Here is a 19,593-nt window from a genome sequence, read left to right as displayed (position 1 = left end):
TGCCGGCCGGCGTCAGCAGTAGCCGATGTTCTGCCAGGCGCTGCTGCAGCTGCTCCGCCAGTACGTGATGCAGAGGAAGCCGGTCGGGTTGGGGTAGCAGTCCTTGAAGCGGTTGCAGTTACCCGACGGCCAGTATTCGAAACAGTTGTCAGCCTGTGCTTCGGCGCCGGGGAGGAGCCTTTCGAGCAGCCGGTCTCCCAGGCGGTGCAGCGTACGGATCATGGTTTCTCCCTTGGCTGGGTTCGGGCGTGGTAGGCCGCCCGCCCTGTGAGGATGCTCGGCGCGGCCTTCGCCGCGGTTGCGCGCCGGCTGCGCGCCGTGCGGCAGGAGCCGCGCAACCGGCGCGCAGGCGGGGCGCAGCCGCGGCCCGGCAGAATCGCGATCGGCTGCCGGGCCGAAAGGTTGATCATGCAACATCTCGTGATTTCGCTGCTGTCGCCGGCCGTGGTCGCCACCGTGGTCGCCGGGGTGGCCGCCGGGGTGGCCGCGGCCCGGCGGCGCTTCGTCGTGGTACGGGTGGCCGGGACCAGCATGGTTCCGACGTACCAGCCGGGAGATCGGGTGCTCATCCGGCGCGGCGGGCGGGCGGTCCTGCGGCGCGGCCAGGTGGTGGTCTTCCGGCGCCTCCAGCCGGGCGGCGCGGGCTCCTCCGGACGCGCGTCCGGACTGCGTGAGACGGAGTGGCTGATCAAGCGGGTGGCCGCGATGCCGGGCGACAGAGTGCCCGACCAGGTCGCACCGGGCGTGCGCGCCGCTCCGGGCGACGTGGTCCCGGCCGGCCGGCTGGTGGTCCTCGGCGACGGCCCGACCAGCCGGGACTCCCGGCACTGGGGTTACCTGCCGGTGAGCGAGGTGCTGGGCGTCGTCATCCGCAGGTTGTCGTGACCGGGCAGGGCCCCGCCCGCGCCCGCCACGCCGGTCTCGGCGGCCTCGGCGGTGTTGCCGAGTCGCAGGAGCAGCCGGTGGGCCGCCGTCCAGGACCGCGTGGCCGCCTCCCGGTCGCCGCGGTCGTGCTGGGCCCGGCCGAGGGCCGTCAGCGCGAGCGCCTGCTCGTGGAGGTCGCGTAGCCCGCGCGCCACGCGTACGGCGTCGCCGAGCGCGCGTACCGCCTGGCCGGACCGGCCGCCGAGACGGTGTGACTCGCCCAGGACGCGGAGCCCGGCGGCCTGCCCGGAAGGAACCCCGAACTCCTCGAACACGGCCAGCGCCCGCTCGATCGGCTTCTCCACGTCCCCGCGGCCGAAGCGAACGCACAGCTCGCCGAGAGCGAGCAGCAGATACGCCTGGAGCAGCCGCTCCCCACGTCGCCGGCAGATCTGCAGGCCCTCCCACAGATGGAGGGAGACGCGCCTGGCCCTGGCGGCGTCGCGGCAGGCGGCGGCCATCTCCCGCAGGGCGAGGGTCCTGGCCGCGAGACTGTTCCCGCGGATCGCCAGGCCGAACGCGCGGTCCGCGCAGGCGAGCGCGTCCTCGTGGAGCCCCTGCTCCCGGTCGATGACGGCGCGGACATACCAGAGACGGCTCAGGGCGAGCTCGTAGCCGATCTCCTCGGCCATGACCACGGCCTCGTCCACCACCGCGCGGGCCTGGCCGGGGTCTCCCCCGCGGCACAGCGCGAACGCCCGCAGGCACAGCAGGTCGAGCGCGCCGTGCCGTTCCCCCGCCGCGCCGAACACCGCGAGTGCCGCCTCGATCGCCTCCGGTGCGACACCGCGCCGCGGCTCCACGCCGATCATGAGCAGGTGGCCGAGGCCGCGCGTCATCACCGCCTCGCCCCACTGGTCGCCGCCTGCCGCGCACGCCCGCAGCGCCAGCTCGTGGGAGAACGCCCAGTCCCGGTAGTGGCCGCGGAAGGCGTAGTAGCCGGCCGCGCGGGCGGACAGTTCCCAGGCCGCCTCGCTCAGACCGAGCCGGCAGGCCTGCGTCACCCCCGCCAGCAGGGTCTCCCGCTCGCCGTCGAACCAGGCGGCCGGATCTCCGACCAGGACCCCGGTGGCGGGGACGGCACACCGGCAAGGGGCCCCGCCCCGGATGGCGGAGGCCGGCTGCTCCGGCAGGCAGCTCTCCGCCGTCTCCGCCAGCGCGAGCAACGCGCCGAGAACGCGAACGATCGCCGTGTGCCGTTCGCCGGCGGGCTCCTCCAGTTCGGCGCGTTCCCGCGCGTAGAGCCGCACCAGCTCATGCGGGCGGTAGCGGAACCGCCCGTTCCCGTCGCCGTCCTCGCAGCTCAGGAGCTGGGCGTCGACGAGCAGTTCGGCGTACGTCTCGGCCTCGCGCACCGTCACGTCGAGGGCCGCCGCGAGCATCCAGGCGGCGAAGGCGGGGACGTCGAGCAGGCCGAGCATCCGCAGCGCCCGCCGGGTGGCCGGGTCGAGCCTGTCGTAGTCGGCGGCCAGCCCCGCCCGGACCGACAGGCCGCCGAGGGCGAGCTCGTCCAGGCGCCCCCGCTCCTCCCGCAGGCGATCCGCCAGGTGGCCGAGGTGCCAGTGCTCCCGCAGCGCCAGTTTCGCCCCGGCGATCCGTATGGCCAGAGGGAGGTGACCGCAGAGCCGGACGATCTCGGCCGCTACGGCGGGCCGCGCCGCCACCCGGACCGGCCCGGCGATCCGCCCGAGCAGCTCCGACGCACATGCCGGGTCCAGCGGGCCGAGGCGCACGGTGCGGGCGCTCAGCCCGGCGACCCCGCGCCTGCTCGTCACCAGCACGGCGCAGCCCGGACCACCCGGCAGGAGCGGCCTGACCTGCTCCTCGCCCGCGGCGTCGTCGAGCACCACCAGCACGCGACGATCGGCCAGGACGGTGCGGAACAGCTTCCCGCGCTCCTCGGCTTCGTCGGGCACCGCCCGCGCGTCCACCCCGAGGGAGATAAGGAACCGCGCCAGCGCCTCGGCCGGGTCGATCGGCCGCGGGCAGGTCCCGCGCAGGTCGACGTAGAGCCGGCCGTCGGCGAACGTCTCCCGCAGGCGGTGGGCGACGTGGACCGCGAGCGTCGTCTTGCCGGTGCCCGCCCCGCCGTACAGCGCCACGACCGGCGTCGCGGCGGTCGTGGTGGCGGTCGGTCCGCCCGCGCCGGTGAGCCACCGCCGAAGTGACTCCACCGTGTCCCGGCGTCCGGTGAAGTCCGCGATGTCCGGCGGTAGATGGCACGGCACGGTCGCCGCGGGCCCCGCCCACCCCTCATCCGTCCGTCCTCTGCCCGTCCACCCCGGGTCCGCCCGGCCCTCCGCGTCGCCCCCGATGGCGCTTCCGATGGGGCTTCCGGCGGTGTTTCCCACGGTGTTTCCCACGGCGTCCCGGGCTTCGAGGCGCCCGGCACGCGCGTACGCGCAGGCGGCTCCCTCCGGCCCGAGGATCTCGTCGGCGAACGAGCCGGTCGCCTCACCCCGCAGGATCGCCTCGTGCACCCGTCGCAGCATCCGGCCGGGCTCGACGCCGAGTTCCTCTCCGAGCACGGTCCGCGTCCGCTGGTAGACCCGTAACGCCTCGGCCTGACGCCCGGCCTGGTCCAGGGCCAGCATCAGGCAGGCGTGCAGCCGTTCCCGGTACGGATGCCGCCCGGCCATCTCGGTCAGGCCGGTGACCAGCTCCGCGTGGCGGCCTCGGGCCAGGTCGACGACGGCCAGCTCCTCACAGGTCAGCAGCCGTTCCTCCTCCAGCCGCCGAGCCTCGTCGGCGACCACCGCCACGTCTCCGACGCCGGTGTAGGCCGGTCCCCGCCACAGGCCGAGCGCACGCTCGAACAGCATGCCCGCCGTCGCCGGATCCGCGGTCCTCCTGGCGGCCCGCCCGGCCGCCGTCAGCTCCCGGAAGCGCAGCGCGTCCAGCTCCTGCGGCAGCACGGCGGCGGCGTAACCACCGGCGCAGTGGACGACGCGGTCGCGCTCGCCCAGCGCCTGCCGCAACCGCAGCACGTAGATCTGAAGGGTTTTGTGCGCGCTGCGGGGTGGTGTGCTCCCCCACAGGGCCTCGATCAGCGCAGGCACCGCCACCGGCCGGCCCGGCGTGCACAGCAGGGCCGCCAGCATGCGTCGCAGCATCGCCGCGCCCAGCGGAACGGGAACCCCGTCGCGGCTCACCCGCAGCGGCCCGAGAACGTCGAACTCGAACACCGTCACCCCCCCGTGAGGCCGGTCACCGGGGCGGGCCTTCGATCAGCCGGGGCGCCCGCCGCCCGCTCCCCCGGCCATGCCCTCCCCCGGCGGCCCCGTCGCGTGGTCACCTTCTCTTCGCGTGAGTGTGCGGGCACGCCCGAGCATTCGAGACGCCGGTATACGCGAGGTATAGGCCCTGGTGGCGGTGCCGGCTTGTCCCCCGTGCGAGCTACCGGCGAATGTCCACCGTGCGGTGACGATCCCAGGCCGTCGAATCCCTAGCGTTCTCGGCGTAGCCGCGGCGCTCCGGTCGCGGAATTTCCTGAAGGAGTCGTCATGCGACTGTTGAAGCAGCTCGTGGCCGTCGCGGTGGTCGCCTTCGCCGGCGGCGCGATCGTGGGCGCGGTGCAGGGGAACGCGTTTCTCACCCTGGTCCTCGGTGTCGCGACAGCCGCCCTCGCGGTGTTCGTGTACGCCCGGGTGGTGCGGTGGTCCGAGCGCCGCGCGCCGGTGGAGGTGGCCGGGAAAGGCGCCGTCCCCGCCGTCGGCCGGGGGCTGCTGATCGGTGCCGGGATGTTCGCGGCCGTCATCGTGAACATCGCCTTCATCGGCGGCTACCGGGTCGACGGTCTCGGCTCGGTGACGGGTGCGATCGGGATGCTCGGCTTCATGGCCGCCGCCGCCGTGACGGAGGAGCTGCTCTTCCGCGGCGTACTGTTCCGGATCATCGAGCAGCGGACCGGCACGTGGATCGCGCTGACACTGACCGGGCTGCTGTTCGGCCTGATGCACCTGACCAACCAGCACGCCAACCTGTGGGGCGCGATCGCCATCGCGATCGAGGCCGGCGGAATGCTCGCCGCCGCCTACGCCGCCACCCGCACGCTGTGGCTGCCGATCGGCCTGCACTTCGGCTGGAACTTCGCCGCGGCAGGCATCTTCAGCACCGAGGTCTCCGGCAACGGCGCGACCCAGGGACTGCTGAACGGCGTGACGTCCGGCCCGGCGCTGCTCACCGGCGGCGACTTCGGGCCGGAGGCGAGCCCGTACGCGGTGGTGTTCGGCGCGCTGCTGACGATCGCCTTCATGTGGCTGGCCCGCCGTCGTGGCAACCTGGTCCCCCTCCGGCGCCACGCCCGGGCGGACGCGACCGCTACGCTCGCCCCGTGATCGACTTGGCGCGGGTCGCCGACCGGTGGCGGCGGTACGACGTCGTGGTCCGGGACGCGCCGTTCGGGCTGCTGATGGCCGTCGTGTCGCTCCTGCCGGCGCTCTACGGCAAGGGGACGCAGGTCGGGGACCTGCCGCTCCGTCCCTTCGACGCACTGGCGTTCGTGGTGATCGCCCTGGAGTGCCTCCCGCTCGCCGTTCGCCGCCGGTGGCCGGCCGTGTGCCTGGCTCTGGTGTCGCTCGGCTTCGTCCTCGACCAGATCCGCGCCTACCACGTCTTCGCGAGCAACGCGATGTCCGTCGCGCTCATCAGCGCGGGCGCCCATCTGGAGCGCCACCGGCGCGCCGCCGCGCTCCTCCTGTCCGCGGCGTACGTGCCGCTGGCGGTCGCGCTCGACCGGCTCGGCGCGACCGAGAAGGTGGAAGGCTACGTGGTGTTCTACCTGACTCTGGTCCTTGCCTGGGGCATCGGAGTCTGGCTGCGCTCCACCCGCGCCGCCGAGGCCGAACGACGCCGCCACATCGCCGAGGCCACCCGCACCGCCGAACGCACCCGCATCGCCCGCGAGCTCCACGACGTCGTCACCCATCACGTGACGGCGATGGTCGTACAGGCCGAGGCGGCACGCTATCTGACCGCCGCGCCCGATCGTCTCGACACGGCCCTGAGCGCCGTCACCGACACCGGTCGGCGGGCCATCTCCGACCTTCGGCGCCTGCTCGACCTGCTCAACCCCGACCATGACACCGACGTCAGGATGCCGTCCGTCCGCGAACTTCACACGCTGGTGGAACAGACCCGCCGGGCCGGGCAGCCGGTGGAGTTCGCCGAGGAGGGCACCCCGGCCGAATCCGCCGGCAGCGCCGAGTTCGTGGCCTATAGGGTCGTGCAGGAATCCCTGACCAATGCCCTCAAATACGCCCATGGCAGCCGCACCGAGGTCCGGGTGCGCTACGGCGAGAAGGAGATCTTCGTGGAGGTCGGCACCGACGGCTCCGGCTCGCGAACCGGCGCTCCCGGTGGGAGCGGGCGCGGTCTCGCCGGGCTCCGCGAGCGGGTCGACGCCCTGGGCGGCGAGTTCAGCGCCGAGCGGCGGGCGGGCGGCGGCTTCGTCGTGCGGGCGCTCATCCCCGCGGGGAGCCCGTCGTGACCGCGCCGGTCCGGGTCCTGGTCTGCGACGACCAGGCACTGATCCGCACCGGGTTCGCGACGATCATCGATGCGCAGCCCGACCTCGAGGTGGTGGGCGAGTGCGGGGACGGCCGCGCCGCGGTCGACCTCGCCCGCCGGCTGAACCCGGACACCGTGGTGATGGACGTGCGCATGCCGGTGCTCGACGGCATCGAGGCGACCCGCCTGCTGGCCGGCGCCGGGGTGGACGATCCCGTCAAGGTGCTCGTGGTGACGACGTTCAACCTGGACGAGTACGTGTACGAGGCGCTGCGCGCGGGAGCGAGCGGGTTCCTGCTCAAGGACGCCCCACCGGCGCAGCTCCTGCACGGCATCCGCACCGTGGCGACGGGTGCCGCGCTGCTGGCGCCCGAGGTGACGCGGCAGCTCGTCGGCAGGTACGCGGCGCGGATCCGTCCCGCCGAGGGCACACCGGGCGACATCGCGCTGACCCCGCGCGAGCTGGAGGTGCTGCGCCTCATCGCCGACGGCCTGTCCAACAGCGAGATCGCCGCGGCGTTGGTCATCAGCCAGGAGACCGTCAAGACGTACGTGTCGCGCATCCTCACCAAGCTCGACCTGCGCGACCGCGTACAGGCGGTGGTCTACGCCTACCGCAGGGGCCTGGTGACCTGAGAGAACGCGAGCGCATGCCTCGTACCGTCTGAACCCTTCGGTCGGCCACCGCCGCCGTCCGCGTGCCACGCTCCGGGGACGGCGGCACCCCCCGGCACCACTCGGCGCCAGGCCGGCGCAATCGGCCCGATAATGCGGTCTTTTGCCGGTCCGAAGTGGATATGGTGCTGCTGTGGATGGGGGAACCTCGGAGGTCTCCGCGCCGCGCCGCCGCGGCATGCGTCGTGTCGCGGAGATGGCCGGCGTCTCGCCCTCGACCGTGAGCAACGTCTTGAACAATCCCGAGTTGGTCGCGGAGGAGACCCGCCGGCGCGTCCTGGCGGCGATGGAGCAGGTCGGGTACGTGCCCAACAACGTGGCCAGACGACTGCGCGGCCTGCCGAGCCCCCTGGTCGGCGCGGTGGTGCTCGACCTGGCCAACTCCTTCTACACAGAGGTGTGCCGGGGCGTGGAGGACCGGCTGCTGCAGGACGGGTGCATGCTGATGACCTGCAGCACCGACGTGCAGCCGGGCCGCGAGCAGCACTACCTGGGGGAGCTGGAGAAGCAGGGAGTGCGCGGCGTCCTCATCACGCCGGTGGCGACCGGCCTGGAACCGCTCGTCGCCCTGTCCGGGCGCGGCGTCCCGGTGGTGCTGCTGGACCACCTGGGCGACGGACGGTTGTGCTCGGTGTCGGTCGACAACGCCTCGGGCGGTGAGCAGGCCGCCGCCCACCTGATCTCCCTGGGACACCGGCGGATCGTCATGCTCACCGGCTCGGTGGCGGTGCAGCAGACCACCGACCGGCACACCGGTGTGCGCAAGGCGTTCCGGGAGGCGGGGCTGGATCCCGACCACGCGGTGCTGGAGGTGCGGATACCTCCGCCGGACGTCGCCGCGACCGCCGAGGCCGCGCTGGACCACATCCTGCGGCTGTCCGACCGGCCGACCGCGATCGTCTGCGTCAACGACCTCGCGGCGCTGGGGGTGATCAGCGGCCTGCGGGACCGGGGGATCGACGTGCCCCGGCAGATGTCGGTGGTGGGGTACGACGACGTCGTGTTCGCCTCGCAGCTCGCTCCGCCGCTCACCACCGTGTGGCAGCCCAAGCGGGAGCTGGGGCGGACCGCCGCCGCGATGCTGCTGGACGAGTCTCACCCCGGTCACCGGCATCAGAGCCTGGTCTACCGGCCGCGGCTGGTCGTCCGCGCCTCGACGGCGCCCCCCTGCCGCTGACCGCGGTCGCGGCCACGCCGGCGACGGCTCGGATTCCGAAAGTTTCAAAGCGGCGGACCGTGCTCCGCCGCGGCCATTCCCCGGCCTGACCTGAAACGAAACAACGCCCCCTTCGCCCTCGCTCCGGCAGCACCTCGACGATTGTTTGACGCGTTCACGTCTGCCTTTCTAGCGTCTCGTGGCATCCACCACCGACCGCAGAGATGCACCAGATTGGACGATTCATGAAACGTTTAATCTGGCCGGCGGCCCGCTTCACGGCGGCCGTCGGCACCGTCTGTATGGCCATCACAGGAGTGATCGCCGCGCAGGCACCCGCCACCGCCGCCGTGGCCTGCCGGGTCAGCTACGACATCACCAACCAGTGGCCCGGCGGCTTCGGCGCCAACGTGACGATCGAGAACCTGGGTGACGCCGTCAACGGCTGGCGGCTGACCTGGACCTACGGCGCCGGGCAGCAGATCACCCAGCTCTGGAACGGCACCGTCAGCCAGAGCGGAGCGAACGTCACCGTCACCGACGCCGGCTACAACGCCGCCATCGGCTCCGGGGGCAGCACGGCTTTCGGGTTCAACGGCTCCTGGAACGGCTCCAACCCGATCCCCACGGCCTTCTCCCTCAACGGCACGGTGTGCGACGGCACCCACTCCTCGCCCTCGCCCAGCGCCGGCCCGAGCCGCTCGGCGACACCCAGCCCGTCCGCGAGCCCGTCGGCGAGCCCGTCCCCAAGCCCGAGGCCGAGCCCCAGCGCGAGTCCGACGGGTGTTCCCGCCGGGGCCAAGCAGATGGAGGACCTGGACCGGGGCCTGATCAGCGTGCGGTCGGGCAGCGGCAACCTGGTGTCCTGGCGGCTGCTGGGCACCGAATCCCGCGACACCTCGTTCACCGTCTATCGGGGCGCCACCCGGATCGCCACCGTCACCGACTCCACCAACTACCTCGACTCCGGCGCGGCGGCCGACGCCTCCTACACCGTACGCCCGGTCGACGGCGGCACCGAGGGCCCGGCCTCGCCGGCCTCGCTGCGCTTCGCCGACGGTTACCTGGACGTGCCGATCAGCCCGCCGGGCAGCTCCTACAGCGCCAATGACGCGTCCGTCGGCGACCTGGACGGCGACGGCCGGCTCGACCTGGTGCTCAAGTGGGACCCCGCCAACGCCAAGGACAACTCCCAGTCCGGCGTCACCGACCCCGTCTACATCGACGGAATCACGCTGAGCGGCACCCGGCTGTGGCGCGTCAACCTCGGCCGCAACATCCGCGCCGGCGCCCACTACACCCAGTTCCAGGTCTACGACTACGACGGCGACGGCGCGGCCGAAGTGGCGATGAAAACCGCCGACGGCACCGTCGACGGCACCGGCAAGGTCATCGGCAACGCCGGCGCCGACTACCGCAACTCCGACGGCTACGTCCTGTCCGGCCCCGAATACCTCACCATGTTCAACGGCCGCACCGGCGCCGCGATGTCCACCGTCAACTACGACCCGCCACGCGGCACCGTCTCCTCCTGGGGCGACAGCTACGGCAACCGCGTCGACCGTTTCCTGGCCGCCACCGCCTACCTCGACGGACAGCGTCCCAGCCTGATCATGTCCCGCGGCTACTACACCCGCACCGTCATCGCCGCCTGGGACTTCCGCAACGGCTCGCTGGTCGAACGGTGGAAGTTCGACTCCAACTCCAGCACCGCGTACGCGGGACAGGGCAACCACAACCTGTCGATCGCCGACGTCGACGCCGACGGCAAGGACGAGATCGTCTTCGGCTCGATGGCGATCAACGACAACGGCCGGCCGCTGTGGAACACCCGCAACGGCCACGGCGACGCCATGCATCTCGGCGACCTCGACCCCTCCCGGCCCGGCCTGGAGGAGTTCAAGGTCGACGAGGACAGCAGCAAGCCCGGCTCCTGGTTCGCCGACGCCCGCACCGGTCAGGTGCTGTGGTCCACCGCATCCGGCGGTGACAACGGCCGCGGCGTGTCGGCCGACATCTGGGCCGGCAGCCCCGGCGCCGAGTCCTGGTCGGCCAGGGACGGCTCGCTGCGCAGCCCCAGCGGCGCCACCCTGGGCCGCAAGCCCGGGTCGATGAACTTCCTCGCCTGGTGGGACGGCGACCCGGTGCGCGAGCTGCTCGACGGCACCCACATCGACAAGTACGGCACCGGCGGCGACACGCGCCTGCTGACCGGCTCGAACGTGCACTCCAACAACGGCACCAAGTCCACCCCCTCCCTGTCGGGCGACATCCTCGGCGACTGGCGCGAGGAGGTCGTCTGGCCCACCACCGACAACCGGGCCCTGCGGATCTACTCCACCCCCGTCCGCACCACCGTCAAGATCCACACCCTGCTGCACGACCCGCAGTACCGCGTCGCCCTGGCCTGGCAGAACACCGCCTACAACCAGCCGCCGCACCCGAGCTTCTTCATCGGAAACAGCATGCCCACGCCGCCTCAGCCCAAGGTCTACCTGCGCTGATCCGGTGAGCCGCCGCAGGCGGCCGCTCCGATCGGGTCCCCGGCCTCTCCACGGTGCCGGGGACCTCGGCTGATCGCCCCACCGCTCCGGTACCGTTCCCCTGTAGATGATCGTCGGGTGGGGAGGACACCGGCACATGATGCAGCCTGGCGATTACGGCGTTCCCGGTTCGCTGAACCGGGTGCTGACCGACGTGACAGCGGAGCGAGTCGCCCAGGATGCGATGTGGGGTCTGCCGGAACACCCCGACGGCACCGGGCCCGCGTACGCGTCCGAGGCCGACCTCGCCAAACAGGCCGTGGCCGACGCCGCCGCCGAGGGCCGGCTGACCTGGCGGCACATCCTGCACGAAGAAGTGCTCGAGGCGTTCGCCGAGGACGACGCCGACCGCCTGCGCACCGAGCTCATCCAGGTCGCCGCGGTCGCGGTGAAGTGGGTCCAGGCCCTTGACAGACGCGCGGTGGCGCCCGCCGAGCCTCAAACCATCTCGCGGCCTGACACCGCGAATGCAGACACCACGACTTGATCAGATGCGGGGACGACCACGCCGGGGCCTCAACCCGCTCGGTTTCGCCCCGATGACGGCCCGCGACGCCCAGGAGAACGGTTCGTGAGTTTCGGCGCCCACGCACGGCGCGTGCGTGACCGCACTCTGCCCCACCCCTGTCGATACCTCGCCCTGCGCCGCGCGGCCGGGCATCACATGCCGCTGGGTCCGCGCGCGACCTGGGACTACATCACCGGCCGTGCCGGCGACGTGCGTCACGATGAGGGCGCGCTCGTCCACGCGCTGGACGTCCTGGAAGCCGGCAGAGATGCCCGGCACGCCGAGCTGGCAGAATTCGCGCGACGTCGCAGCGCGGACAAGCGGGAACGGCACAACCGTACGGTGACGGTCGAGGAGACCCGCTACCGCCACGGCTGGCGCTGGCCGGGACCCGACGCGCACGACGCGGCGCTGCACACGGTGACGGCGCTCTGGGAGGAGCACACCCGGGTGCCCTTTCCCGGCAAGGTGCCCCTGGCCGACAACGGCGACCTGGTGGAACTGGACTCCACGGTCGCAGGCGTCGTCTGGACATATCTGCGGCGGAACGGGAATCTGCACCCCGGCCACCGGCCGCTCCTCCGGATTCGCCTGAACGAACTGCGGAACCTCCGCCTCGCCGAGCGCGGCTTCATCGATGCCTCCCTCGCTTTCATGCGGATGGAGAAGATGGCGGAACTGATCGCGCACGACGCCCTGCCGCTTATCCGCCGCGCCTGGTCGGGCGACGCAGAGCACATCGCCGACGTGCTCCTGTCCGCCCGGGCCGGGATGACCTACCTGTCCCGCCTGCACTCCGACGAGGAGACCCGGACCTGGGTCGCCGACGTCGTGCTCCCGGCCTCGCAGGTGTGGGTCGCGGAGCTACGCGGTCGGATCGCCGGCTTCGCCTGCCTTCGGGGTGACCGGCTGGACCACCTGTACGTCACGCCCGCCGCTCAAGGATGCGGCATCGGCACCGCGCTGCTCGACCAGGCCAAGAAGGCCCGGCCGCGCATGCTCCGCCTGCACGTGTTCCAGCAGAACACCGCCGCCCGCCGCTTCTGCGAACGGCGCGGTTTCGCCCTTGTCGAGGAACGGGACGGCGGCGGCAACCAGGAGAACCCGCCCGAGGCCCATTACCGATGGCGGAGCATCGACGATTCCCGGGAGCCGGAGCCCTCCGGCCTGAACGAGTCGCTGACCTGCGCCTTCCCCGACGCCCTCGAACGTGAGGTCCGCGCTGCCGTCCGCGTCCTCCCCAAGGCGCGTTTCTCGCCGGTGGGCTCGTTCCGCGTGACCGTCGGCGACGACCGGGTGACCATCCCCGGACGGATCTACAACCCGGAAGTCTCGCCGAGAAGGCTCGAGGGCCTGACACCGCTCCAGCGGACGATCCTCCACTGCCTCTACACCCGCCACCACGACGGCTTCGTGCGTCAGCACCACCTCACGCAGGTCATCGGCAGCCTCGAGCCATGGGTCCTCCCCTACGTCGTTCATCTCGTTGGGGAGTACGTCCTGGAGATCGTGACCGGCATCGGCGCCGAACTCGGCGACCTCGACGTTCCGGGCTCCCTCGCAGGCCGGGCCTACGGCCGTTTCCTGGCAGACAACCCCCGGTTCTGCACCCTCGTTCAGCAGCGCGTGGCGAGCTACTGGGCCTGCTATCACCGCGGGGAGTTTCCTCGCCTCGCCGACTATCCAGGACACCGGCTCATCACCGCCATGCGCGCCGCCCTCACGCAGGACTCCGATCTCCGGACCTGACCGGGAAGCATCCGGCGAACCGATTCGAAGCACGCCGCTGAACTGGAGGTTTCCGCGCTCCGGCGGCGAAACCTGCACCGGTCCACGCCCAGGACATCTGCCTTTAATGTCCGCGATACACGCAATTGACACGCGTTCCCGCGTGAATTTACGCTTTCTGCGAATCGATTCGATTATGTCGCCTGCGTTGAGACCACCCCCTCGCTTCACCCCGACCGCCGGACGGCACCACCCCAGGTTCCAGGACGACGCCACGGCTCGCCCTGCGTTCCCCACCCCCTCCGTCGAAGGAGTCATGTGTGAACATCACCTCACGTTGGCGGCACCGCCGCCGCGGCCTGGCCGCCCTGTTCTCCGCCGCGACACTCGTCGCCGCGTCCGTCCTCGCGACCGCCTCGCCCGCCCAGGCCGCCGACGAGTCCATCACCGTCGACTTCTCGGTCGCGGGCGGATCCCCGACCTACCGAGCGTCGGGGTGGATCTACGGCATGACCGAGAACGCGGCCAACCCTCCGGACAACTACTTCACCGACGTGAAGTTCCGGTACATGCGCGCCGGCGGCGCGCAGCTCGACAGCCCCGGCGGCTGGGTGTCGGGCAAGTACGACCGCCGGTGGAACGCCACCCGCGCCCAGTTGCTGCGCACGCGGTCGCTCGGCGGGGAGTTCGTCCTGCTCGTGCACGACCTGTGGGGAGCCGACGGCTACCCGATCTCCCGCTTCCCCGGCGACAACGGCAACTGGACCGACTACGACAACTTCCTGACCCGCCTGATCGACGACGTACGGGCGACCGGCGCTCCGGTCCAGTGGGACCTGTGGAACGAGCCCAACATCACCCTGTTCTGGAACCGCCCCCAGTCGCAGTACTTCGAGATGTGGAAGCGCGCCTACCAGCGCATCCGCGCCGCGTTCCCCTCCCACCTGATCGTGGGCCCCAGCTTCGCGGGCGTGCCGTCCACCGGCGGCTGGTGGACGCAGTACCTCGACTACGTCAAGGCGAACAACGTCGTGCCCGACATCGTCAGCTGGCACTCCCTGCCCGGCGACCCGGTGGCCAACGTCGCGACGGCCGACACCACGCTGAACTCGCGCGGCATCGCCCACCCCCGCCCGTACCAGATCAACGAGTACGGCGCCTCCAACGAGCAGAACCCCGCCGACGGCGCCTGGTACATCGCGCGGCTGGAGCGGGCCGGGGCCGACGGCCTGCGCGCCAACTGGGCGGGCGGGAACAACCTGCACAACGACCTGGGCAACCTCCTCGTCCACAACTCCTCCGGCCAGTACCAGCCCAAGGGCGAATGGTGGGTCTACCGGTTCTACGGCTCGCAGACCGGACAGATCGCCTCCGTCACCCCCAGCTCCAACTACGACGCCTTCGCCACCAAGGCGAGCGGGAACGCGAAAATCCTGGTCGGCGGCGGCCGCACCACCGGCAACGTCGCCGTCAACCTGCGGCGCCTGGACACCACCAGCGGCATCGTGCAGAACAACCAGGTCCGCGTCCTCGTCGAGCGCATCCCCTACAACGGCGGCGGCGCCGTCACAGGCCCGGTCACCGTCTCCAACAGCGTGGCGACGCTGTCGAACAACGGCACCACGGTCAACCTTCCGCACACCGCCGTCGACGACACCTTCACCATCACCCTCCTGCCCCCCTCGTCGTCCCCTTCGCCGTCCCCCTCGCCGTCCGGGCCGGGCTCGACGTCGATGTTGCGCAACGTCAACGCCGGCCGATGCCTGGACGTCCCGAACCAGTCGCAGACCAACGGCACGCAGCTCAACCTGTGGGACTGCAACGGCCAGACCAACCAGAGCTGGACCTACACCTCCGGCAAGGCGCTGCAGGTGTACGGCAACAAGTGCCTGGACGCCGAGGCCGCCGGGACCGCGAACGGCACCAGGGCGATCATCTGGGACTGCAACGGCCAGGCCAACCAGCAGTGGAACGTCAACGCCGACGGCACCGTCACCGGCGTGCAGTCCGGTCTGTGCCTGGAGGCGAGCAACTTCGGCACCTCGAACGGCACGAAGGTGCAACTGTGGTCGTGCACCGGCACGACCAGCCAGAAGTGGACCCGAAGCTGATCAGGTGACCGGCGACGCCGGCCCGCGTCGCCCGTGACCGCCCCGCCGGTCGGACGTGCAGCACCGCGCGTCCGGCCGGCGTCCGGCTCTGTGCGACGCGCTCGCCGCCACGCGTGATCGAATCGGTTCGCAGGATCGGAAACGACCAGATCGCGCACGTCACGGGGGTCGGACGGAGCACGGCAGGAGTCGCGGCGGTCGATCCGTGCGCTCGATTCGACTTACGATGTGCATATCGGTCGGATCAGGTGAGGAGCGCCGGTGAATATCGGGGAGATCGCCAAGCGGTCGGGTGTGGCGCGCAGCACCGTCTCGTACGCCCTCAGCGGCAAGCGTCCCGTGTCGGAGGAGACGCGACGGCGCATCCAGGCGGTCATCGACGAACTGGGCTACCGGCCCAACGCCGCCGCCAAGGCGCTCAAGGAGGGCAGGACCCACACCATCGGCCTGGTCATCCCGCCCGCCAGCCGGCGCCTGACCGACATGCAGCTCGGGTTCGTGGCCAGCGTCGTCGACGCCGCCGCACACGCCGACCTGGACGTCCTGTTGTCACCGTCCGGGGGCGAGCACGACCGATCGTTCGAGCGCGTGGTCGGCGGCAGACGCGTGGACGGGGTCATCGTCATGGAGATACGGCTGGAGGACGACCGGGTGACCCGCCTGCGGCAGGCCGGGCTGCCCTTCGTCGGCATCGGCCGTACCAGCCGTCCCGAGGAGATGTCCTGGGTGGACATCGACTACGAGAAGCTGATCGCCAACTGCGTGCACCACCTGGCCGACCTCGGTCATCGCCGCATCGCCCTGGTCAACCGCTCCGAGGAGCTGGTGGCGGCAGGGTACGGTCCCGGCCACCGCGCCCAGGCCGGTTTCGCCCGCGCGATGACGGAGCACCGTCTCGACGGCGTGCAGACGTGCTGCGCCGACGACGCCCAATCAGGGGTGTCCTGCGTCGAGCGGCTCCTCGACGAGCATCCCGATCTGACCGCGATCGCCACCATCAACGAGGCCGCCACCCCTGGGATGTACCACGCGCTGGCCCAGGCGGGCCTGGTCGTGCCCCGCGACTTCTCCATCGCCGGCGTCGCGGCCCGGCACTGGGCGGAGAACCTGCACCCCCCGCTCACGGCCGCCGACGTCCCCGCGGACGAGCTCGGTGCCCGCGCCGTCGAGATGCTCATCCGGCTGATCGCCGATCCCACCACTCCGCACGGCCATCTCCTGGTCGCGCCGCCCATCTCCCTGCGGGGAACGACCGCACCCGCCCACACCCGGGATCACCGTCCCTGACGGCCGAACGGGGGCCCCGACCCGTCGCGCCCCAGGCCGTCCACGTCCAAGCGTCCACGTCCAAGGTGATCGCGCGCGGCGCCCGCCCGCTGAACCGCCTCGCGCCCGGGGGTCAGTTCTGCCTGGTCGGACGGATCGTGAGTTCCCCGATCTCGACGTCGTCGGGTTGCTCGATCGCGAAGGCGATGGCGCGAGCCACGGCGTCCGGACTGATCCCCTTGGCCATGACACGCTGGGCCTCCGCCCGGACCACCGGATCCTCGATGTAGTCGAGGAGTCCGGTGTGCACGTACCCCGGTGAGATCGAGGTCGTGCGCAGGACGCCGTCGGTGGACTCCTGGCGCAGCGCCTCCAGCAAGGTGCGGACGGCGTTCTTGGTGCCGGCGTAGACCGCCTGCGTCGGGACGATCTTCAGGCCCGAGGTCGACACGGTCGTGACGAGGTGCCCACGGCCCTGGCGGCGGAACACCGGCAGCGCGGCCGCGATCCCGTGCAGCACTCCGCGCACATTGATGTCGATCATCTCGTCCCAGGCCTCGACGTCGAGGTCGCTCACCAGACCGGTCCTCGCGATGCCGGCATTGCTCACGAGCACGTCGAGCCGTCCGAACCGCTCGACCGCCACCTCGACCAGTTGCTTCAGGTCCGCACGCCGAGTCACGTCCAGGGCGACCGCTTCGGCCTGCCCGCCGTCTGCCCGGATCCGTTCGGCCAGCGCGTCCAGGCGATCCTTGCGCCGGGCGCCGATCACCACCGCGGCACCGCGCCGGGCGAGTTCCAGTGCGGTCGCCTCGCCGATGCCACTGCTTGCTCCGGTGATGGCGACAACCTTGCCGCTGACTCCGCTCATCTTGACCTCCAGCTAAGCTGACAGTTGTCCGCTTAGGTCGAGCATAGCGGACAATTGTCCACTTAACGGGGAGGTCTGCGATGGTCGCTCGGGCACGCCGCTCGGACGCGGTGCTCAATCGCGAGCGCATCGTCACCGCCGCCCGTGCGGCCCTGACCGAGCTGAACGGCGCGGACGAGGACCTGGCGCTACACCTGGTCGCCAAGTCCGCGGGCGTCGGACAGGGCACCCTGTATCGGAACTTCCCGACCCGCGAGCACCTGCTGGCCGAGGTGTACCGGCAGGAGATCGACGAACTGGTCTCCGCCGTGCCGGCGCTACTCGCCCAGCGAACACCACTGGACGCGCTCACCCGGTGGCTGGACCGGCTCATCGAATACGCGCGCGTCAAACGCGGGGTCATGGCCGCGATCGAAGCGTCCGCGTGGCAGGACCTCTACGCGGACAACCACAGCAAACTCGACAACGCTCTCACCGCACTGCTCACCAAAGGCCAGGCCGAGGGCGAGATACGCGAAGGGGTCGACGCCGCCGACGTCATCCTGCTGCTCGGCGCGCTGTCACGAGTGCCCCAAACCGAATGGGAGACCCGGGCGCCCACCGTGGTCACGATCATCGTCGACGGCCTGCGCCGACGATGACCCGAGGCGATGGTGACGACACCGGCAACCCACCGAAGCCGAGGTCGCTCTTGGCGGTGTCGCGACCGATTCACCCTCTGGCATCCGGCTACCTCGTCGAGGAACGGGCACTCAGTCCGTCGGCGACGACGGCGAGGATCGGCTCCAGCGGGTCTTTCCTGGCCATGCATGCCGATATCAGCGCCCTCACATCCGAGTAGCCGACGTCAGGACGCACGGCGCCCGATTCTTGGGCGGCGGCCAGCAGCTCCTGCAACCGGCCGCACAAGTCGGCGCCCGCGCGCTCGCCGAGCTCGTCCAACCGGCGATCGGCGCGGGCCAGCTCGGCCAGTCCGCAGTCGGCCGCGCCCGCTCGCACGAAAGCAGTGAAGAGAGCGAAGAAGGCGGTGCCGGGATCTTCCCGGCGGGCGAGCTCGTCGGCTTCGGCGGTCAGGTCCGCCAGCCGGGTGCCCACGATCGCGGTGAGGAGATCCTCTTTCGTCGGGAAGTGCCGGCTCACCGTGCCGGTACCCACCCCGGCACGGCGCGCGATCTCGTGTACCGGCACCGAAAAGCCCTCGGCGGCGAACACCTCGGCCGCCACCTCCAACACGCGTGCCCGGTTGCGCCGCGCGTCGGCTCGCGCCGTGCGTTCGTCCGTCATGGCCCGCACCTCTCCATCGGCAAACCGGGACGGCCATCCGCGTAGTCGGCAAAGCGGGATGCCCGTCCCGATTCTAGGAGGTCCTCACCTGCCGAACCAGCCCACTCCGGGAGTCATCGGCAGCGGGACCCGGCGGCGCCGGCGGCGGCGCGACGCCCGACCGCCTGAACCGTGGCCGCCTCATGAGACTGCGCCCTTTCAACTGGTCTTTTCTCGATCCCCCGGGTGAAGTCTCGTCACCCTTGGCAGCTCGGTTCTGCCGGCGCACAGCCCCCGCGTCGGCGTCGTGAAAGTTTCACCCCGTGCCGCCCGCGGCGATCGGGCCCGCCCTCATCGCGGCAGATGAAGCGCCCCGGCAGGCCGGGAAGACCGGCCCGAGCGAGGCGGGAGCCTTGACGCGGAGTCGGCCGTCGTATTTGCTCCGCCGCACCACCACCTACGTCAGACGCAGAGAAAGGGCCCGTCCTGTAGGCACGAATGTTAACGCTAACAAGGCTGCCGAACCGGGTTTCCCGGACAGGCTCTCTCCCCGATCAGGGCTCGGCCTTCCCTGAGCAGGCCGAGCCCGGACCGTGTGGACGCCGCCTCTCCCCTGGGCGCGGATCGGTCCGCACCGGCCCTCACGTCCGACACCGCAGGTGAGCGATAACAGCACATCGTCTGTCCCGCACTCTCCCAGGAGCATCTATGAGAATCGCACACCTTCTGCGCCTGGCCGGCGCCGGAGTCACCCCTCCCAGCCCGCTCGGCGAAGATGAGCCGGGCTTCCGCCGTACGCCGGACCGGCCGCGCTCCCTGCCGGCGAACGGAGGGGCGGCCGTGCGCACGTGGAGACGTTCGTGGACCGCGGCGCTGCTGGCCGTGGTCGTGGCGGTGACGGGCGCGCTGACCGGCACGCTTACGGGCACGGGCGTCGCCTTCGCGGAGTCGAACGGCGGGGTGCGGGTGATGCCGCTGGGCGACTCGATCACCGAGGGCACGCAGGTGCCCGGCGGCTACCGGATCGGGTTGTGGCAGCG

15 protein-coding genes and 1 pseudogene are annotated in these 19,593 nt (G+C 71.5%); 12 read left to right on the top strand and 4 right to left on the bottom strand.

The genetic code is table 11. From position 1 onward, the window contains the following. Window positions 1-12: 12 nt before the first annotated feature. Window positions 13-417 (bottom strand): hypothetical protein, encoded by a 405-nt coding sequence (locus ACIBK1_RS35715; RefSeq protein ID WP_156081190.1) that lies wholly within the window; start codon window positions 415-417, stop codon window positions 13-15. On the opposite strand from ACIBK1_RS35715, the gene ACIBK1_RS35710 reads away from it, so the two are divergent. Then, on the top strand, window positions 409-885 hold the full coding sequence (locus ACIBK1_RS35710) for a S26 family signal peptidase (protein ID WP_396740079.1): 477 nt from the start codon (window positions 409-411) through the stop codon (window positions 883-885). The two genes, ACIBK1_RS35715 and ACIBK1_RS35710, sit on opposite strands and share 9 nt — an antisense overlap. On the opposite strand, the gene ACIBK1_RS35705 is transcribed toward ACIBK1_RS35710, so the two are convergent. Beyond that, window positions 834-4,109 carry an AfsR/SARP family transcriptional regulator gene (locus ACIBK1_RS35705; RefSeq protein ID WP_396740078.1) on the bottom strand — a complete coding sequence of 1,092 codons (3,276 nt, stop codon included), beginning with the start codon at window positions 4,107-4,109 and terminating at the stop codon, window positions 834-836. The genes ACIBK1_RS35710 and ACIBK1_RS35705 overlap by 52 nt on opposite strands. Before the next feature lie 318 nt (window positions 4,110-4,427). On the opposite strand from ACIBK1_RS35705, the gene ACIBK1_RS35700 reads away from it, so the two are divergent. From ACIBK1_RS35700 to ACIBK1_RS35660, 9 genes are all read left to right on the top strand, one after another. Then, window positions 4,428-5,261: a lysostaphin resistance A-like protein gene (locus ACIBK1_RS35700; protein ID WP_396740077.1), complete on the top strand. Its 834-nt coding sequence runs from the start codon at window positions 4,428-4,430 to the stop codon at window positions 5,259-5,261. Continuing rightward, complete coding sequence (locus tag ACIBK1_RS35695) at window positions 5,258-6,412, top strand: sensor histidine kinase (protein ID WP_030511485.1); 1,155 nt, start codon at window positions 5,258-5,260, stop codon at window positions 6,410-6,412. Before ACIBK1_RS35700 ends, ACIBK1_RS35695 begins: the two co-directional genes overlap by 4 nt. After that, window positions 6,409-7,068: a response regulator gene (locus tag ACIBK1_RS35690; protein WP_396740076.1), complete on the top strand. Its 660-nt coding sequence runs from the start codon at window positions 6,409-6,411 to the stop codon at window positions 7,066-7,068. Before ACIBK1_RS35695 ends, ACIBK1_RS35690 begins: the two co-directional genes overlap by 4 nt. Before the next feature lie 172 nt (window positions 7,069-7,240). Next, a complete protein-coding gene (locus ACIBK1_RS35685; protein ID WP_156081187.1) occupies window positions 7,241-8,284 on the top strand; it encodes a LacI family DNA-binding transcriptional regulator in 1,044 nt (347 codons plus the stop codon). A 224-nt stretch (window positions 8,285-8,508) separates the two neighbouring features. Continuing rightward, complete coding sequence (locus ACIBK1_RS35680; protein ID WP_396740075.1) at window positions 8,509-10,767, top strand: rhamnogalacturonan lyase family protein; 2,259 nt, start codon at window positions 8,509-8,511, stop codon at window positions 10,765-10,767. Between the two features lie 106 nt (window positions 10,768-10,873). After that, entirely contained in the window at window positions 10,874-11,293 is a 420-nt protein-coding gene (locus ACIBK1_RS35675; RefSeq protein ID WP_396740074.1) for a hypothetical protein, read from the top strand. Window positions 11,294-11,404: 111 nt separating this feature from the next. Then, on the top strand, window positions 11,405-13,063 hold the full coding sequence (locus ACIBK1_RS35670; RefSeq protein WP_197042887.1) for a GNAT family N-acetyltransferase: 1,659 nt from the start codon (window positions 11,405-11,407) through the stop codon (window positions 13,061-13,063). 299 nt (window positions 13,064-13,362) lie between these two features. Next, window positions 13,363-15,153, top strand: coding sequence for a ricin-type beta-trefoil lectin domain protein (locus ACIBK1_RS35665; RefSeq protein WP_396740073.1), 1,791 nt, complete (start codon window positions 13,363-13,365; stop codon window positions 15,151-15,153). A 261-nt stretch (window positions 15,154-15,414) separates the two neighbouring features. Further along, window positions 15,415-16,440, top strand: a complete 1,026-nt coding sequence (locus tag ACIBK1_RS35660; protein ID WP_396740072.1) for a LacI family DNA-binding transcriptional regulator — start codon at window positions 15,415-15,417, stop codon at window positions 16,438-16,440. A 112-nt stretch (window positions 16,441-16,552) separates the two neighbouring features. Here ACIBK1_RS35660 and ACIBK1_RS35655 read toward each other — a convergent pair whose 3' ends face one another. Continuing rightward, a complete protein-coding gene (locus ACIBK1_RS35655) occupies window positions 16,553-17,290 on the bottom strand; it encodes an SDR family oxidoreductase (RefSeq protein WP_030511477.1) in 738 nt (245 codons plus the stop codon). An 80-nt stretch (window positions 17,291-17,370) separates the two neighbouring features. Between ACIBK1_RS35655 and ACIBK1_RS35650 the strand changes: the two genes are divergently transcribed. Next, on the top strand, window positions 17,371-17,931 hold the full coding sequence (locus ACIBK1_RS35650; RefSeq protein WP_030511476.1) for a TetR/AcrR family transcriptional regulator: 561 nt from the start codon (window positions 17,371-17,373) through the stop codon (window positions 17,929-17,931). A gap of 88 nt (window positions 17,932-18,019) precedes the next feature. Here ACIBK1_RS35650 and ACIBK1_RS35645 read toward each other — a convergent pair whose 3' ends face one another. Beyond that, entirely contained in the window at window positions 18,020-18,574 is a 555-nt protein-coding gene (locus ACIBK1_RS35645) for a TetR/AcrR family transcriptional regulator (RefSeq protein WP_357317450.1), read from the bottom strand. A gap of 687 nt (window positions 18,575-19,261) precedes the next feature. On the opposite strand from ACIBK1_RS35645, the pseudogene ACIBK1_RS35640 reads away from it, so the two are divergent. Beyond that, window positions 19,262-19,593: pseudogene (locus ACIBK1_RS35640) on the top strand (hypothetical protein); the annotation flags it as partial.

Source organism: Microbispora rosea, from assembly GCF_044460045.1.
GTDB classification, from domain to species: domain Bacteria; phylum Actinomycetota; class Actinomycetes; order Streptosporangiales; family Streptosporangiaceae; genus Microbispora; species Microbispora rosea.
The sequence above is the reverse complement of the archived record's forward strand: the minus strand, read 5'-3'. Positions and strand labels throughout refer to the sequence as shown.

What these genes read in the sequence shown, in the direction of transcription:
- ACIBK1_RS35675 (WP_396740074.1), top strand. Translation starts at nt 10,874, where the DNA reads ATGATCGTCGGGTGGGGAGGACACCGGCACATGATGCAGCCTGGCGAT.
- ACIBK1_RS35650 (WP_030511476.1), top strand. Translation starts at nt 17,371, where the DNA reads ATGGTCGCTCGGGCACGCCGCTCGGACGCGGTGCTCAATCGCGAGCGC.
- ACIBK1_RS35680 (WP_396740075.1), top strand. Translation starts at nt 8,509, where the DNA reads ATGAAACGTTTAATCTGGCCGGCGGCCCGCTTCACGGCGGCCGTCGGC.
- ACIBK1_RS35655 (WP_030511477.1), bottom strand. Translation starts at nt 17,290, where the DNA reads ATGAGCGGAGTCAGCGGCAAGGTTGTCGCCATCACCGGAGCAAGCAGT.
- ACIBK1_RS35710 (WP_396740079.1), top strand. Translation starts at nt 409, where the DNA reads ATGCAACATCTCGTGATTTCGCTGCTGTCGCCGGCCGTGGTCGCCACC.
- ACIBK1_RS35715 (WP_156081190.1), bottom strand. Translation starts at nt 417, where the DNA reads ATGTTGCATGATCAACCTTTCGGCCCGGCAGCCGATCGCGATTCTGCC.
- ACIBK1_RS35645 (WP_357317450.1), bottom strand. Translation starts at nt 18,574, where the DNA reads ATGACGGACGAACGCACGGCGCGAGCCGACGCGCGGCGCAACCGGGCA.
- ACIBK1_RS35700 (WP_396740077.1), top strand. Translation starts at nt 4,428, where the DNA reads ATGCGACTGTTGAAGCAGCTCGTGGCCGTCGCGGTGGTCGCCTTCGCC.